This window comes from Caballeronia sp. S22 (assembly GCF_964261745.1).
Lineage (GTDB): Bacteria > Pseudomonadota > Gammaproteobacteria > Burkholderiales > Burkholderiaceae > Caballeronia > Caballeronia jiangsuensis.
Genome location: NZ_OZ180036.1, coordinates 1,065,980 through 1,082,676, shown reverse-complemented (window position 1 = coordinate 1,082,676; position 16,697 = coordinate 1,065,980). Strand labels below are relative to the sequence as shown.

The 16,697-nt window shown below is 62.5% G+C and carries 16 protein-coding genes; 12 read left to right on the top strand and 4 right to left on the bottom strand.

Translation table 11 applies throughout. The features are described from left to right. Positions 1-15 precede the first annotated feature (15 nt). The 6 genes from preA (at position 16) to ACEN42_RS20280 (ending at position 6,454) form a co-directional block, all read left to right on the top strand. Complete coding sequence (preA, locus tag ACEN42_RS20305) at positions 16-1,302, top strand: NAD-dependent dihydropyrimidine dehydrogenase subunit PreA (RefSeq protein ID WP_371881228.1); 1,287 nt, start codon at positions 16-18, stop codon at positions 1,300-1,302. Positions 1,303-1,368: 66 nt separating this feature from the next. Further along, positions 1,369-2,856 (top strand): NCS1 family nucleobase:cation symporter-1, encoded by a 1,488-nt coding sequence (locus ACEN42_RS20300; RefSeq protein ID WP_371881227.1) that lies wholly within the window; start codon positions 1,369-1,371, stop codon positions 2,854-2,856. Positions 2,857-3,543: 687 nt separating this feature from the next. Then, on the top strand, positions 3,544-5,007 hold the full coding sequence (gene hydA / locus ACEN42_RS20295; protein ID WP_371881226.1) for a dihydropyrimidinase: 1,464 nt from the start codon (positions 3,544-3,546) through the stop codon (positions 5,005-5,007). A 126-nt stretch (positions 5,008-5,133) separates the two neighbouring features. After that, positions 5,134-5,898: a CDP-diacylglycerol diphosphatase gene (locus tag ACEN42_RS20290; RefSeq protein WP_371881225.1), complete on the top strand. Its 765-nt coding sequence runs from the start codon at positions 5,134-5,136 to the stop codon at positions 5,896-5,898. A gap of 111 nt (positions 5,899-6,009) precedes the next feature. Then, the gene (locus ACEN42_RS20285; protein WP_371881224.1) at positions 6,010-6,288 is read left to right on the top strand and encodes a BrnT family toxin; all 279 of its coding nucleotides are present in this window, start codon (positions 6,010-6,012) and stop codon (positions 6,286-6,288) included. Next, a complete protein-coding gene (locus ACEN42_RS20280; protein WP_371881223.1) occupies positions 6,272-6,454 on the top strand; it encodes a hypothetical protein in 183 nt (60 codons plus the stop codon). Before ACEN42_RS20285 ends, ACEN42_RS20280 begins: the two co-directional genes overlap by 17 nt. Positions 6,455-6,458: 4 nt before the next feature. Here ACEN42_RS20280 and ACEN42_RS20275 read toward each other — a convergent pair whose 3' ends face one another. The 3 genes from ACEN42_RS20275 to ACEN42_RS20265 all read right to left on the bottom strand — a co-directional run bounded on the left by ACEN42_RS20275 (position 6,459) and on the right by ACEN42_RS20265 (position 8,628). Next, the gene (locus tag ACEN42_RS20275; RefSeq protein ID WP_371881222.1) at positions 6,459-6,791 is read right to left on the bottom strand and encodes a hypothetical protein; all 333 of its coding nucleotides are present in this window, start codon (positions 6,789-6,791) and stop codon (positions 6,459-6,461) included. Positions 6,792-6,885: 94 nt separating this feature from the next. Further along, entirely contained in the window at positions 6,886-8,169 is a 1,284-nt protein-coding gene (locus ACEN42_RS20270) for an aspartate carbamoyltransferase (RefSeq protein WP_187605088.1), read from the bottom strand. A 39-nt stretch (positions 8,170-8,208) separates the two neighbouring features. Further along, positions 8,209-8,628 (bottom strand): secondary thiamine-phosphate synthase enzyme YjbQ, encoded by a 420-nt coding sequence (locus tag ACEN42_RS20265; protein ID WP_187605087.1) that lies wholly within the window; start codon positions 8,626-8,628, stop codon positions 8,209-8,211. Here ACEN42_RS20265 and ACEN42_RS20260 point away from each other — a divergent pair. The 3 genes from ACEN42_RS20260 (at position 8,627) to ACEN42_RS20250 (ending at position 11,511) form a co-directional block, all read left to right on the top strand. Next, positions 8,627-9,238, top strand: a complete 612-nt coding sequence (locus tag ACEN42_RS20260; protein WP_371881221.1) for a BON domain-containing protein — start codon at positions 8,627-8,629, stop codon at positions 9,236-9,238. The genes ACEN42_RS20265 and ACEN42_RS20260 overlap by 2 nt on opposite strands. A 76-nt stretch (positions 9,239-9,314) precedes the next feature. Beyond that, a complete protein-coding gene (locus tag ACEN42_RS20255; protein ID WP_371881220.1) occupies positions 9,315-10,721 on the top strand; it encodes a nodulation protein NfeD in 1,407 nt (468 codons plus the stop codon). Positions 10,722-10,746: 25 nt separating this feature from the next. Further along, the gene (locus ACEN42_RS20250; protein ID WP_371881219.1) at positions 10,747-11,511 is read left to right on the top strand and encodes a slipin family protein; all 765 of its coding nucleotides are present in this window, start codon (positions 10,747-10,749) and stop codon (positions 11,509-11,511) included. 688 nt (positions 11,512-12,199) lie between these two features. On the opposite strand, the gene ACEN42_RS20245 is transcribed toward ACEN42_RS20250, so the two are convergent. Then, on the bottom strand, positions 12,200-12,736 hold the full coding sequence (locus ACEN42_RS20245; RefSeq protein WP_238217165.1) for a carboxymuconolactone decarboxylase family protein: 537 nt from the start codon (positions 12,734-12,736) through the stop codon (positions 12,200-12,202). 176 nt (positions 12,737-12,912) lie between these two features. On the opposite strand from ACEN42_RS20245, the gene ACEN42_RS20240 reads away from it, so the two are divergent. The 3 genes from ACEN42_RS20240 (at position 12,913) to ACEN42_RS20230 (ending at position 16,686) form a co-directional block, all read left to right on the top strand. Beyond that, positions 12,913-13,851, top strand: a complete 939-nt coding sequence (locus tag ACEN42_RS20240) for a LysR substrate-binding domain-containing protein (RefSeq protein ID WP_371881218.1) — start codon at positions 12,913-12,915, stop codon at positions 13,849-13,851. A gap of 157 nt (positions 13,852-14,008) precedes the next feature. Further along, on the top strand, positions 14,009-15,100 hold the full coding sequence (locus ACEN42_RS20235; protein ID WP_187606527.1) for an HlyD family secretion protein: 1,092 nt from the start codon (positions 14,009-14,011) through the stop codon (positions 15,098-15,100). 11 nt (positions 15,101-15,111) lie between these two features. Next, entirely contained in the window at positions 15,112-16,686 is a 1,575-nt protein-coding gene (locus tag ACEN42_RS20230) for a DHA2 family efflux MFS transporter permease subunit (RefSeq protein WP_238217159.1), read from the top strand. Positions 16,687-16,697 lie beyond the last annotated feature (11 nt).

The following is a 16,697-nucleotide window of genomic DNA, read 5'->3' as shown; positions in this document are numbered from 1 at the left end:
AGGAGCCGCATAAACATGGCCGATCTGACTTGCAACATCGCCGGCATCACGTCGCCGAATCCTTTCTGGCTCGCATCCGCGCCGCCGACCGACAAGGCTTATAACGTCAATCGCGCGTTCGAAGCGGGCTGGGGCGGCGTCGTGTGGAAGACGCTCGGGCTCGATCCGCACGTTGTCAACGTGAGCTCGCGTTATGGCGCGGTGCAATGGAACGGGCAGCGCATCGCGGGATTGAACAACATCGAGCTGATCACCGACCGTCCGCTCGACGTGAACCTGCGCGAGATCGAACAAGTGAAGCGCGACTGGCCGGACCGCGCGCTGATCGTCTCGCTGATGGTCCCGTGCAATGAGAAGGACTGGAAGTGGATCCTCACGCAGGTGGAGGACACGGGCGCGGATGCGGTCGAACTGAACTTCGGTTGCCCGCATGGCATGAGCGAGCGCGGCATGGGCGCGGCGGTGGGGCAGGTGCCCGAGTATGTCGAGATGGTCACGCGCTGGGTGAAGGAAGGCACGAAGCTCCCCTGTCTCGTGAAGCTCACGCCGAACATCAGCGATATCCGCATGGGCTCGCGCGCCGCGTTCAAGCGCGGCGCGGACGGTGTGTCGCTGATCAACACGATCAACTCGATCGTCGCCGTCGATCTCGACGAGATGGCGCCGATGCCGACCGTCGATGGCAAAGGCACGCACGGCGGCTACTGCGGTCCCGCCGTGAAGCCGATCGCGCTCAACATGGTCGCGGAAATCGCGCGCGATCCGGAGACGCCGAATCTGCCGATCTCGGGCATTGGCGGCATTTCGTCGTGGCGCGATGCGGCGGAATTCATGGTGCTCGGCGCGGGCAGCGTGCAGGTATGCACGGCGGCCATGCATTACGGCTTTCGCATCGTGTCCGATCTCGCCGATGGCCTGTCGAACTGGATGGACGAGAAAGGCTATGCGACGCTCGACGACATTCGCGGCCGCGCCGTGCCCAACGTCACGGACTGGAAGTACCTCAATCTCAAGTACGACATCAAGGCGCGCATCGATCAGGACAAGTGCATCCAGTGCGGGCTGTGCCATATCGCGTGCGAGGATACATCGCATCAGGCGATCCTGAAGGAGAAGGACGGCAAGCGGCATTTCGAGGTGGTCGATTCGGAATGCGTCGGCTGCAATCTGTGCATGCACGTGTGCCCGGTCGAGCAATGCATCACGATGGAACGCGTCGATGCGGGCGAGTACGCGAACTGGACCACGCATCCGAACAATCCCGCTCGCGTCGATGCGGAAGAGCCCGCGAAAGCGGCATGACATGACGTAGCGCTCGTCGCCGTTGAAACCCCATGATCAACCGCACACTCAAACGGAGTGCATCCGATGAATCAGACAGCGCATAACGTCGAGACGAGCAGCCTGTATAACGAGGATCTCGCGCCGACCGGCCCCGCGCAACGTACCTGGAAGTGGTATCACTTCGCGGCGCTGTGGGTCGGCATGGTGATGAATATCGCTTCATACATGCTGGCCGCGGGCCTCACCGATCAGGGCATGTCGCCGTGGCAGGCCGTGTTGACGGTACTGCTCGGCAACCTGATCGTGCTCGTGCCGATGTTGCTGATCGGACATGCGGGCGCGAAGCACGGCATTCCGTATGCGGTGCTCGTGCGTTCGTCGTTCGGCACGCAGGGTGCGAAGCTGCCTGCGTTGCTGCGCGCGATCGTCGCATGTGGATGGTACGGCATTCAGACGTGGCTGGGCGGCAGCGCGATCTATACGCTCGTGAACATTCTCACGGGCAATGCCTTGCATGGCGCGGCGCTTCCGCTCATCGACATCTCGGTGGGGCAGCTCGCGTGTTTTCTCGTGTTCTGGGCGTTGCAGCTCTACTTCATCTGGCATGGCACGGATTCGATCCGCTGGCTCGAAAGCTGGTCCGCGCCGATCAAGGTCGTGATGTGCATTGCGCTCGTCTGGTGGGCGACGAGCAAGGCGGGCGGACTCGGTTCGATGCTCTCGGCGCCGTCGCAGTTCGTCGCGGGCGGCAAGAAGGAAGGGCTTTTCTGGGCGACGTTCTGGCCGGGCCTCACCGCGATGGTCGGCTTCTGGGCGACGCTCGCGCTGAATATCCCCGACTTCACGCGCTTCGCGCGCACGCAGCGCGATCAGATGATCGGGCAGACGATCGGCCTGCCAGTACCGATGGCGCTGCTCTCGGTGATCTCGGTGGTCGTCACGTCAGCGACGGTCGTGATTTACGGCAAGGCGATCTGGGACCCGATCGATCTCACGAGCCGCATGACGGGCATCGGCGTGGGCATTGCGCTCATCATCCTCACGCTCGATACGATGTGCTGCAATCTTGCGGCCAATCTCGTCGGACCGGCGTACGACTTTTCGAGCCTGTGGCCGAAGGGCATTTCGTATCGCGCGGGCGGCATGATTACGGCGACGATCGCCATCGTCATGATGCCGTGGAAGATTCTCGCTACCACGCAGGGGTATATCTTCACGTGGCTCGTCGGGTATTCGGCGCTGCTCGGGCCGGTTGCGGGGATTCTGATGGTGGATTACTTCTTCATACGCGGCACGCGGCTCGATCAGCGCGAGCTCTTCGACGAGGACGGTGAGTATTCGTATAGCAACGGGTGGAACCTGGCGGCGGTGGTGGCGTTGCTTGTCGGCGTGTTGCCGAATCTGCCGGGGTTTTTGCATACGGCGTTCCCGGCTTCCTTTCCGGGAGTGCCAGCGTTCTTTAATACGCTCTATACCTATGCGTGGTTCGTGGGGCTCGTGCTTGCGGCTGTCGTCTATGGATCTTGGATGAAGTTGCGAGGGAGCCCTCGGGCGGGGGTTTTGAGTGCTTGATGTCTTTTTTTATTTCGCCGGATCCCGTTTTCGCGGTGGTCTATTAGCACTGCCCCTATGCGGGGCGGCAGTCACTTTCTTTGCTGCTGCAAAGAAAGTAACCAAAGAAAGCAGCTTCTCATCGCCCGCGGTCACACGCACGTTGGCCATGCTTGCCAGCCGCCGGCGGCACTCGCCTAAGTGTCGCCCCCAAAGGCCCATTCGGGCTTGGCTCGCGCACGGTCTGCCGCCCGAGACGATTCAGCGCGCTGGTTCAGCACGAAAGAGCTTCGGCACAGCGCTGCGCGCTGCCGTTGGGTATGCGAGGGAAACCGTCGAAGAAGAAGCGCGCGCACACCCGATTGACCCGTCGGCCGCGAAGCGGGCTGGAGCTATATGGTGCTGAACCAGTTTGTTGTGCGGTGCGATGAGTCAGACCGTGCGCGGTCCAAGCCGCGCGAGACCTACGAGGGCACTCGCTAAAGCCGGGCCATTAGGCCAATCGCCTGTGCCGCGGCCGGTGTGAAGTGCTTAGGCTGGGGATAGCTGTTTCTTTGGTTACTTTCTTTGCAGCAGCAAAGAAAGTGACCCCCGCCCCGGGGAGGGGCAGAGCCAATAGACCGACACGAACTCAGGATTCCACGAAAGCGAAGCAAGCAAAGCAATGCAAAGCGAAGCGAACGAAACAAAGCCAAGGAGGACACGACAATGCCAACATTAATTCGCGGCGGCACGATCATCGATGCAGACCGCACCTACCGCGCCGACGTGCTCTGCGCAGACCCCCAGTCTGGCGGAACGATCCTCGCCATCGGCACCGATCTCGACGTCCCCGCCGACGCACAAACCGTCGACGCCGGCGGCCAATACGTCATGCCCGGAGGCATCGATCCGCATACGCATATGGAACTGCCCTTCATGGGCACGACCGCAAGCGACGACTTCTACACAGGAACCGCCGCGGGACTCTCAGGCGGCACAACGAGCATCATCGACTTCGTGATTCCGAGCCCGAAGCAACCCCTCATGGACGCATTCAAGGAATGGCGCGGCTGGGCCGAGAAGGCGTCGGCGGATTACGGCTTTCACGTTGCGGTGACATGGTGGGACGAGTCCGTGCACCGCGACATGGGGCTCCTCGTGCACGAACACGGCGTGTCGAGCTTCAAGCACTTCATGGCGTACAAGAACGCGATCATGGCCGACGATGAAGTGCTCGTGAACAGCTTCACACGCTCGCTCGAACTTGGCGCCCTGCCTACCGTGCACGCGGAAAACGGCGAACTCGTGTTCCAGTTGCAGAAGCAACTGCTGGCCAAGGGTTTCAGGGGACCGGAGGCGCACCCGTTGTCGCGTCCGCCCGAAGTGGAGGGCGAGGCCGCGAATCGCGCGATCCGCATCGCGCAGGTGCTCGGCGTGCCGCTCTATATCGTCCACGTTTCGGCGAAGGATGCAGTCGATGTGATCGCCAAGGCGCGCAACGACGGGCTGCGTGTGTTCGGCGAAGTGCTGCCGGGCCATCTTGTGATCGACGAATCGGTGTATCGCGATCCCGACTGGACGCGCGCCGCCGCGCACGTGATGAGCCCGCCGTTTCGCACGAGCGAGCATCGCGAGGCATTGTGGCGCGGCCTACAGTCCGGGCAACTGCACACGACGGCAACCGACCATTGCGTGTTCTGCGCATCACAGAAGGCGATGGGCCGCGAAGACTTCACGCGCATCCCTAACGGCTGCGGCGGCGTGGAGGATCGCATGTCGGTGCTGTGGCATCACGGTGTGAACATGGGGCGTCTGACGCCGAACGAGTTCGTGCGCGTGACGTCCACCAATGCCGCGCAAATCTTCAATCTCTATCCGCGAAAAGGCGCGGTGCAGGTGGGCGCGGACGCGGATCTGGTCGTCTGGGATCCGCAGGCGACACGCACGATCTCGGTGAAGACGCATCATCAGAAGGTCGACTTCAATGTCTTCGAAGGCATGACGGTGCAAGGCGTCGCGACGCACACGCTCACGCGCGGTGCGCTCGCATGGGCGAACGGCGATCTGCGTGCCGAGCGCGGCGCGGGGCAATATCTGAAGCGTCCGCCGAACGCTTCGTACTTCGAGGCGGCGCGCGTCGCGAACAAGCTGAAGGAACCGCATCCGGTGAATCGCGCAGAAACCGCCTGACGCGCGCCCGACGACAAAGCCCCGCGCCCTCGCGACGCGGGGCTTTGTCGCATTCGCAGACGCTTTCACGCGCTTGCAAGCATAATCCGGCAGCCTGTCTATTTTTTGCGCCGCCGAATCATGCCGATGAAAACCACATTCAAACTTCGTCGTCTCGCCGCGCTGTGCGCACTCTGTCTGCCGCTCGCGTGCGCGGCAAATCCGAATGCGCTGTGGGAGATCGTCCACGACTATTGCGAGCCGGCGGCCGAGGGCGCGCACGTGCAGCAGAAATGCGCGGATGTGAATCTCACGGGCGGTTATGCGGTGCTGAAGGATCTCGTCGGCATCGCGCAGTATCTGCTGATTCCGACTGCACGCGTGAGCGGCATCGAAAGTCCCGAACTGCTCGAACCCGATGCGCCGAATTATTTTCGCGACGCGTGGAATGCGCGCGTTTATGTGGATCGCGCGTTGCGCAGAACCTTGCCACGCGATGAAGTTTCGCTTGCGATCAATTCCGCGAGCGGGCGCACGCAGAATCAGTTGCACATTCATATCGATTGCCTAGCATCCGATGTCGCGCAGACGCTGCGAGAAGTGGGGCCGGGCATCGGCACGGAGTGGAAACCGCGGCCGGTGAGACTGCGCGGTCATGTCTACAGCGCGATACGCATCGACGATGCCGATTTGACCCACATCGATCCCTTCAAGCTGCTCGCGCCCTATGCCGCCAGCCGCGGCCAGACGATGGGCGAACAGACACTGCTGCTCGCGGGCGCCGTGCGCAGCGATGGCGCACCGGTGTTCTTTTTGCTCAACGATCACGTTCAGCCGGGCGACTGGGCATCGTCGGAAGAGCTGCAGGATCACTCGTGCGCGCTGGCCAATCGGTCTATAGAAAAGCCTTGAGGTTTTGCGAAAGAATGAAGTGACGCGAATGCTTCGGAGTTCGGATTAAATGACGGTCCGCAAATCAGAACTTTCGTGCCTTGTCACTTCTACTTTTGGGAACCACAATGAATGCTCTTCGACGACATTACTTTTGACCCGTTGAAGGACGCGATCAATCGAATTCAGCACGGGGTGTCGCTCGGTCTTGCGAGAGAGATCGCCTGGGAGGATGTCGTGCTGGAAGTGGACGATCGTCGCGATTATGGAGAGGTTCGTGAGGTGGGCTATGCGCCTATTCGCGGACGTACGTTCTGCGTGGTACTCACGCGGAGAAACGAGACGCGGCGCATTATCAGCCTGCGCCGCGCAAACTATAGAGAGATTAAGCGATATGCAAAAGACGTATAAAGGATTCATTCTTCCCACGCCCGAGGAAGAAGAGGAGATCAACCGAGGTATAGCTTTGGACCCCGACACATGGGAGCTTTCCGACGAAGAATTCAAGCGGTTGAAACCCTACGCCGAATTTATGCGTGAGCATCATCCGGATCTGGTCGAGCGATCGAAAGCATGAGTTGTCAATTCGCGCCGCGCGTATTCACCCGATGCGCAAACACGCGCGGCGCGATTCCCTCGACACGCGCTTCCGGCAGCACGCGTTTCAGCGTGCGCAACGTAAAGGCGAGATCTTCGCTAGCCGTATCGAATTCGAGCCGCAACTCGCAGCCTTCGCGTTGCGCCTGACTCACATAGATGCCAAGCGGCGAATGAAACAGCGCGCGTATCCGTTCCCGCGACGCCTCGCTATCCGGGAAATGCGCCAGCGCCAGAATGCGCACACGCTGACATGCGCCGAACCCTTCATCGTGTAATGTTTTGCGGCTGGCAACCCACGCAAGCGACATATCCATGACCGTTGCTCCATCACGTTTTCCTTGTGTAGAAGCATAGGCCGGCTTTCGTCAACGTCGCGCTAAGAGATAGCGGCAGCGTATAAAAAACGTGTCAATCGAAGCCCTGGAACACGGCATCGTCCGGGCCGATGGAAGCAGGCGATTTCCACGCCGCATCGCGCATCGAATGGCGCACCTGATGCTCGACGCCCAGCAGCACCGCGAAGATCGCCATGCGCACCGCAATGCCGTTGTCGGTCTGGCGGAAAATCGCGAGGCGCGAATCGTGATTCAGATCGGTGGCGAGATCGTTCGCGCCGGGGCGACTGTCGCGCGGCAGCGGATGCATGATGAGCGTATCGCGTCCGCACACATCGTCGACGAGCGCCTGATTGATCTGGAAATCCGGCGTATAGCCTTCGATGGACTCGTCGGCGAAACGCTCTTTCTGAATGCGCGTCGCATACACGACGTCCGCGCCCGCGAGTCCCGCGCGCAGGTCGCTCGTTTGTTCGATCACATGTTCGCCACGCGCGAGCCGCTCGACGATATGCGCCGGCATCTCCAGCGAACGCGGCGACACGAGCGTGAACTTCAGCCCTTTGTAAAGCGAGAGCAGCTTGGCGAGCGAATGCACGGTGCGCCCGTACTTGAGGTCGCCGACCATCGCGATATGCGCGCCATCGACTATCTTCCCGAGTCGCGAAAACTCGCGCTGGATCGTATAGAGATCGAGCAGCGCCTGGCTCGGATGTTCGCCCGGACCGTCGCCGGCATTGATGACGGGGATGTTCGTCGCGCGTGCGAATTCCGCGACCGAGCCTTGCTCGGGATGCCGCACGACGATCGCATCCGCGTAGCCGCTGATGACACGGCTCGTGTCGTAGATCGACTCGCCCTTCGCCATCGACGAGAACGTGAAGCCGGTCGTGTCGCACACCGAGCCGCCGAGGCGCGCGAACGCCGCGCCGAAACTCACGCGGGTGCGCGTGCTGGCCTCGAAGAACAGATTGGCGAGCACCGCGCCTTCGAGCACCCGGGTGATTTTCTTGCGGCGCGCGATGGGCTGCATCATGTCGGCCGTGCGAAACAGCGCTTCGGCGGATTCGCGCGAGAACTGGTCGATCGACAGCAGTTGCGGACGGCCTTCGAATTCGATTGCCTGATATGCGCTTTGCGTATATGCACCCGCTTCCGGCATACCGCCCAGAATCTCGCCGACATAGCGTGCGGCGATTTCCGGCATCGCGCGCGATTCCGGCGATTCGTCCGGCAGCAGCCAGGTGTCGAGTGCGCGCCGGGTCACGCCGATGCGCGCAGCGAAGGCGTCGCGGGTCATGTTCAGGCGCCGCATGGCGTCGCGAAGAATCGTCTGCTGCTGAAGTTCCTGAGTCATCGTCACCGCTCCTGAAATATACGCGGTGCGTATACTAGGTCACTCGCCGATCAGATGCAAGACGAGTTCGCGCTGATGCTGGGCAGTTCGATGCTCGAAAACGTATATTCCCTGCCACGTGCCGAGCACCATGCGGCCCGCTTCGACGGGAATCGAAAGCTGCACGGTGGTGAGCGCGGTGCGCAGGTGCGCGGGCATGTCGTCGGGGCCTTCGGTGTCGTGGACGTAGCGGCCGGGCGCTTCCGGCGCGACCGCCTCGAAATATCGTTCGAGGTCCGCGCGCACGTCGGGATCGGCGTTCTCCTGAATCAGCAGCGATGCCGACGTATGCCGGCAAAACAGCGTCAACAAACCGGTGCGAATGTCCTGAAGATCGATCCAGCGATCGATTTCGCGGGTGACTTCGTGCAGGCCGCGCGAGCCTGTCGCGACCGTCAGATGATGGAGTGCCTGTTTCATGTCGGCCTCGATGCGAGGAATGGGCGGTGCGCCACATCTGGAGTTTACCGGCTTCCCGCGCGCCGGTTCGTTCCGATGCGATGAACTATGCTGTCTGGACGATGCTTCGATGCAGGCGCGCACGATGGTCAGAAGGCTTTCAAAAGGCAAGTTGCTCGCGTTCATCGCCGTGCTGGCGGTGTCATCGCTTACGCTCGGCGCCGACGACGAACGCGAGAATCGCGGCAACGATCCTTTCCTTCACGTATCGAGCGCCATCGCCGATTGCGCCGCGCCGCGCGGCCCGTCCGAAACCGCGCAGGAATGGCTCGACGAAGCGCATTACCGCATCGAACGCGGCAATAGCTGCTGGATTGCGGGCCGCTGCCGTCTGTCGAACAGCTATCTCTACGACAAGGAGATTGCCGAAAGCGTGACGCGCCGCCTGAATTCGCTGAACGCGTCGCTGCAATGGCGCGAGAAGACGAGCCTGTGGCTCACGCTGCAACGCCGCTTCATCTATCTCGACGGCTGCGTGTCGCGCGATTTCGACAAGGCGCGCTTCGTGTCGGCACTCGGCGAGACCGCCGATGTCGAAAAAGTCATCGACCGCACGACGCGGCGGCCGTGATTTCGCAATTGACCTAAGCTAAAAGAGAGACCAAACACGAGGAACCGTCGCGCACGCGCGCGTCAGGTTTTCGCCGATGAGAACGACCCTCGCCGACTGGCTGTGGATTTGCGCACGCTGCGCGCTATTGCTGATGGGGTTTGCACTCACGCCGATGAGCGCGGCCGCCGCCGCGACCGCGCCCGTCGTCGTGATCCCGCTGAAGGGCGCGATCGGTCCGGCGAGCGCGGATTTCGTCGTGCGCTCGCTTGCCCGGGCAGCGGACGAGCACGCGCAACTCGCCGTGCTGGAACTCGATACGCCCGGCGGACTCGATCTCTCGATGCGCTCGATCATCCAGGCGATACTCGCATCGCCGGTGCCGGTGGCCGCGTTCATCGCGCCGAGCGGTGCGCGTGCGGCGAGCGCGGGCACGTATATCACCTACGCGAGCCACATCGCGGCGATGGCGCCGGGCACGAACCTCGGCGCGGCATCGCCGGTGCAGCTCGGCATGGGCGGAGCTGAGCGCGAGCCGGCGGGCACGGGCAAGGCCGCATCGGGCGCGCGCACCGAAGCCTCGGAGCAATCGACCGAAACCCGTAAGCAGATGCAGGACGCCGCCGCCTACATACGCGGCCTCGCGCAACTGCGCGGACGCAACGTGCAGTGGGCGGAACGCGCGGTGCGCGAGGCGGTGGCGCTATCGGCGACGGAAGCGCTGGAGCAGAACGTGATCGACCTCACTGCCAGCGATGTTCCTGACCTGCTCGCGAAACTCGACGGCCGCCATGTCAAAACCGCGAGCGGCGATCGCGTTCTCACGACGAAGCACGCGCCGCTTGTCGTGCTCCAGCCCGACTGGCGCAGCCGTTTTCTCGCGACGATCACGGACCCGAGCGTCGCGCTGATCCTGATGATGATCGGCATGTACGGGCTCTTCTTCGAATTCGCGAATCCGGGCATGGTGCTGCCGGGCGTCGCGGGCGCGATCTGCCTGCTCGTCGGATTGTTTGCTTTGCAACTATTGCCGATCAGTTTCGTCGGACTGGGATTGATCGTGCTCGGTATGGGCTTTCTGGTCGCGGAAATGTTTCTGCCGACGTTCGGTTCGCTCGGCATCGGCGGGATCATCGCGTTCGCGATCGGCGCGCTTATGTTGATCGACACCGACGTGCCGGGCTTCGGCATTCCGATCGGCGTCGTCGTCGGGCTCGCGCTCTTCACGGCGCTATTCGTTTTCACGGTGTCGGGCGTCGCGTTGAAAGCGCGCAAGCGGCCCGTGGTGAGCGGCGCCGAAGCGATGCTCGGCACCATCGGCGTGATGCTGGCGCACGAGTCCGAAAGCGGCTGGGCGCGCGTGCAGGGCGAACGATGGCGCGTGCAGCCGGCCGCGTCGCGAGCGTTGCCGCACGAAGGCGCGCGCGTGCGCGTGATCTCGCGTCACGGCCTGACGTTGACCGTCGAGCCGATCGACGGCGAACGCGAGGCTGGTCATTCCTGAACACATCGACAACGAGGCTTGAAAAATGGGGCTTACTTTCGGTTTCAGCGGCATCCTGATTGCGTTCGTCATTTTCATCGTGGCATCGGCGGTGCGCATCTTCCGCGAGTACGAGCGCGGCGTCGTGTTCATGCTCGGGCGTTTTTGGAAAGTGAAGGGACCGGGGCTCGTGCTGATCATTCCGGTGGTGCAGCAGGTCGTGCGCATGGACTTGCGCACTGTCGTGTTCGACGTGCCGCCGCAGGATGTCATTACGCGCGACAACGTGTCGGTGAAGGTGAATGCGGTCGTGTACTTTCGTGTCGTCGATCCGGAGAAGGCGGTGATCCAGGTCGCGCGCTTTCTCGATGCGACGAGCCAGCTCGCCCAGACCACGCTGCGCGCGATCCTTGGCAAGCACGAGCTCGATGAATTGCTGTCCGAGCGCGAACGCCTCAACGCGGACATTCAGCGCGTGCTCGATTCGCAGACCGACGCGTGGGGCATCAAGGTATCGAACGTCGAGATCAAGGACGTCGATATCAACGAGACGATGATCCGCGCGATCGCCCGTCAGGCGGAGGCGGAGCGCGAGCGGCGCGCGAAGATCATTCATGCGGAAGGGGAGTTGCAGGCCTCTGAGAAGCTTTTGCAGGCGGCGCAGATGCTCGCGCAGGCGCCGCAGGCGATGCAATTGCGTTATCTGCAGACCCTGACGTCGATCGCCGGCGACAAGAATTCGACGATCGTTTTTCCGGTGCCGGTCGATCTTGTTAGTTCGATCATGGAGCGGCTTGGCAGGGGGAGTTAGGGGCGGCCTTTGACTTTGGATCCCGTATTCGCGGTGGTCTATTAGCACTGCCCCTGTGCGGGGCGGCAGTCACTTTCTTTGCTGCTGCAAAGAAAGTAACCAAAGAAAGCAGCTCGCTTAAGCCCGCGGTCACACGCAGTTTGGCCATGCTTGCCAGCCGCCGGTGGCACTCGCCTAAGTGTCGCCCTCGAAGGCCCAGTCGGGCTTGGATCGCGCACGGTCTGACACATCGCACCACAGAACAAACTGGTTCAGCACGAAATAGCTCCGGCCCGCTTCGCGGCCGATCGGTCAATCGGGGGTGCGTGCGCTTCGTTGCTAACGCCACCATCTCAATGCACTGCGTACACCGATGGTTTCCCTTGCAGACCCAGCGGCAGCGCGTAGCGCTGTGCCGAAGCTATTTGGTGCTGAACCAGCATGCCAAAACATTTGGTGCGGCAGACCGTGCGCGAGCCAAGCCCGATTGGGCCTGTGAGGGCGACACTTAGGCGAGGGCCACCGTCGGCTGGCAAGCATGGCCAACGTGCGTGTGACTGCGGGCCTTAAACGAGCTGCTTTCTTTGGTTACTTTCTTTGCAGCAGCAAAGAAAGTGACCCCCGCCCCGGGGAGGGGCAGTGCTAATAGACCGACACGAAAACGGGACCCAGCGAAAACAAGAGTCCCGACCGCCAAACCAGGCGACCCTTAGACGAGCGCCGGAAAATCAATCGTAGTGTCGTTCACGCGATTCACGAGATTCGTGAAGTTGATGACACTCATCGCGAACAGCGTATCGATGACCTGCGCTTCCGAGTAACCCGCTTCGCGCACTTCGCTCAGACGCGCCGCATCGACGGTCCCGCTGGACCCCGCGACATGCCGCACGAACCTCACGAGCGCGTCGCGCTTCACATTGCCGGTCGCTTCACCGGCGCGAATCTGCTGCGTTTCCTTCTGCGAGAGCCCGACCATCTTGCCGACGACGGTATGCGCGGCGGCACAGTAGTCACAACCCACGAGTTCGCTGACGGCGAGCTTGATCGCTTCGACGTCGGCCTTGTCGAGGCTGCTCTTCGCGAGAATCGCATCGCCGTCGAGCGTGGCGCGTAGCGCGGCGGGGCTGTGCGTGCCGATGGTCGCGTAGGCGTTCGGCACGCGGCCGACGGCCTTCTTGATGGCGGCGAACAGATCGGCGGCGGCGCCGGTGGCTTCATTGACGTTGACTTGGGAAAGACGTGACATGGTGTGCTCCTTCGTTCAGTGGTTGGCCATCGCGATGGCATGGGTAGAACTTTAGGCGCATGCGTCTTTCGCGTGAATGCTCGTCCGGCTCGTTAAACCGCGCGATCGTCTCATCGTGCGAGTGCGGCGGCTTCATGCCATGATCGAGGCTCTCTGTACGCGTCACGATCACGCACATGGACTATCTGACGAGCCTGAAGGTGTTTTGCACGGTGGTCGAAGCGAAGAGCTTCGCGCGTGCGGCCGACATACTCGGCCTGTCGCCACCCGTCGTGTCGCGTGCGATCGCGGGGCTCGAAGAACGGCTCGGCAGCCGGCTTTTCAATCGCACGACGCGGCAGATTTCGCTGACCGAGACCGCCGAACGCTTCTTCTCCGACTGCTCGCGCCTGCTCGACGAACTTCAGGCGATGGAAGAGCGCGCCTCCAACCGCGCGAGCGAAGCGACGGGCCTGTTGCGGCTCGTCGCGCACACGACGGTGATGATGAGCCGGTATGCGCCCGTCGTCGCGAGTTTCCGGCGCGCGCATCCGCATGTGCGCCTCGACGTGACGCTGACTGAGCGGCCCATCGATCTCGTCGGCGAAGGTTACGATCTCGCGATCGTGCTGCCCTTCATGCTCTCCACCGATACCGCCGTCACGCGCCTGCTCGAAACCATTCCGCTCGTGCTCGTCGCGAGTCCCGCGTATCTTGCGCAGCGTCCCGCGCCGCGCCATCCGTCCGAACTCGTCGATCACGTGTTCGTGCCAATGTCGCCATCGATCCGCAAGCCCGCGCTCACGTTTCGCATCGGCGGCGAGGAATTGCGCGTGCCGCTCGATCACGACATTTCATCGAACAGCGCGGTGTTCAATCGCGAGATGGTGTTGCAGGGCTTCGGCATCGGCGTATTGCCGACGGCGCTCGTCGCGCAGGAAGTGGCGGCGGGGCGGCTCGTCACGCTGCTCGACGCGTACGAGCGCGTCGATGCCCACATCGAAATCCGGATCGCCTACAGCACGCGCGCGCTCCTGCCGGCCAAGGTGCGCACCTTCGTCGAGCATGCGGTGCGCTTTTGCGCCGACGAAAGCATGCTGTCCCGGCACTCGAAAATCAGCCTTCAGGCCTTGTGACGCAAGGCTTTCCGCGATTCTTTCCGTCAGCGTTATTCACTCGTGCGCGCCGTGACGGTTGACTTGGTGCATATGCACATCTAGTCTTTCGGGCTATGACGGGCAGCGGATTCGCCCTTTCCTTACTTCAGATTGTGCATATGCACTATAACGACAAATGACGACACCTACGACAAATATTCCATCGGTCGCGGCGCCGGCTCTCGCGCGGCCGGCGCGCAAGATTCCCTGGATGCTGCTCGCGCTCGGACTGGTCGGGCTCGCGCTGATCGCCGCGGTGGCCTGGTGGGCGCTCGTGCTGCGCTTCGTGCAAACGACCGACGATGCCTACGTCGGCGGCGATGTGACGGTGCTCGCGCCGAAGGTCAACGGCTTCGTCACCGATGTGCTCGTGCAGGACAACCAGCGCGTGAAGGCGGGCCAGGTGCTGATCCGCCTCGATGCGCGCGACTACGACGCACGCCTCGCGCAAGCCGACGCCGAATTGTCGGGCGCGCGCGCGGCGGTGGTCGAACTACAGGCGAAGGACGCGTTGCAGGCCGCCGTCATCAATCAGCAGCAGGCGGAAGTGCGCGCTTCGTCGGCTGAGCTCACGCGCAGCGGGCAGGATCGGGTGCGCTATCGCGAGCTGGTGAAGGACGACGCCGTGTCGAACCAGATCGTCGAACGCGCGGATGCGGACTATACGAAGGCACAGGCATCGGTGGATCGAAGCGGCGCGTCGCTGGTGGCGGCGAAGCGCCAGTTGAGCGTGATCGAAGCGCAGATCGCGGATGCGCAGGCGCGCGTCGCCACGGCTGAAGCGGCGCGCCGCGTCGCGGAGCTGAATGTCGAGTACACGACGATCCGCTCGCCCGTCGATGGCTATGTCGGCAATCGCACGGCGCGCGTGGGTGTGCTCGCGAACGTCGGCACGTCGCTGCTGACGATCGTGCCGTCGACGGGCCTTTGGGTCGATGCGAACTTCAAGGAAGACCAGTTGAAGAAGATGCGCGCGGGCGATGAAGCGGATGTCGAGCTCGACGCATCCAGCGTGCCGCTGACCGGCCACGTCGAAAGTCTCGCGCCTGCGACCGGCGCAACTTTCAGCGTGCTGCCGGCGGAGAATGCAACCGGCAACTTCACGAAGATCGTGCAGCGCGTGCCGGTGCGCATCCGTCTCGATGTGCCGAAGGGCATGGAATCGGTGCTGCGTCCGGGTCTTTCGGCGACCGTGAAGGTTCATCTCGCCAAGCAGTCGAACGGCTGAGGAGCGCGGCGATGACCCACACCGTTCCCTTCGATCCCGCGAACCAGCCGATAAGACAGCGCGTGCTCGCGTTCGCGCTGATGTGCCTCGGCTTCTTCATGGCGACGCTCGATATCCAGATCGTCGCTTCGTCGCTGAAGGATATCGGCGGCGGATTGTCCGCGAGCCAGGATGAGTTGTCCTGGGTGCAGACGTCCTATCTGATCGCGGAGATTCTCGTCATTCCGATGTCGGGCTGGCTGTCGAAAGTGTTCTCCACGCGCTGGCTTTTCGTTGCATCGGCGGTCGGCTTCACGATCACGAGCATGCTGTGCGGCATGGCGTGGGACATCAACTCGATGATCATCTTTCGCGGCCTGCAAGGCGCGCTCGGCGCCGCGATGATCCCGACCGTGTTCACGACCGCCTTCGTGATCTTCCCCGGCAAGCAGCGCCTGATTGCATCGACGACCATCGGCGCGCTGGCGTCGCTTGCGCCCGCGATCGGTCCCGTGATCGGCGGATGGATCACCGATCAATGGTCGTGGCACTGGCTCTTCTATCTGAACGTCGTGCCGGGCCTCGTCGTCGCGCTGCTCGTGCCGAAATACGTGCATATCGACGAGCCCAATCTTTCGCTGCTGAAGAAGGGCGACTATCTCGGCATCGTGCTGATGTCGGGCTTTCTCGGCTGTCTGGAATATGTGCTCGAGGAAGGGCCGCGCAAGAACTGGTTCGGCGACGACGTGATCATCGTATGTACGTGGATTTCGGCGATCTGCGGTTTCCTGTTTCTCGTGCACGCGTTCACGGCGAAAGACCCCATCGTCGATCTGCGCGCGCTCGCCGTGCGCAACTTCGCGATAGGCAGTGTGCTGTCGTTCGTGACGGGCATCGGCATCTTCGTGTCGGTGTTCCTGACGCCGGTGTTTCTCGCTCGCGTGCGCGGTTTCGATTCGCTCGATACGGGCCTCGCGCTGCTGTCCGTCGGCTGCTTCCAGTTGCTTTCCATCGGCGTATACGGCTTCGCGTCGCGCTTCATCGACATGCGCGTGCTGCTCGCATTCGGGCTGATCTGCTTCGGCGCGGGCTGTTACTTCTATACGCCGCTGACGCACGACTGGGGCTGGCAACAGCTCCTCCTGCCGCAGGCGCTGCGCGGTATCGGCCAGCAATTCGCGGTTCCGCCGATCGTCACGATGGCGCTCGGTTCGCTGCCGCAGTCGCGGCTCAAATCGGCGAGCGGACTCTTCAATCTGATGCGCAATCTCGGCGGCGCGATCGGCATTGCGGTGAGCGCGACGATGCTCAACGATCGCCTCAATCTGCATTACCTGCGCCTGAGCGAAAACGTGACGATCGGCCGGCCCGTCATCGACGATCTGCTCTCGCGCAGCTCCGCGCATCTGTCGTCCGTTGCGGGCGATGCGCTGAATGCGTCGCAGGCGGGACTCGCATCGCTGCATGCGCTCGTGATGCGCGAAGCGCTCGTGCTGACCTTCGCCGATTGCTTCTACGTGCTCGCTCTGTGCTTTCTCTTCGGCTTGATGACGGTGATGTTCGCGAAGCCGATCACGAGCGCGCCGCCTTCCTCCGATGCGCACTGAACCGGATGCTT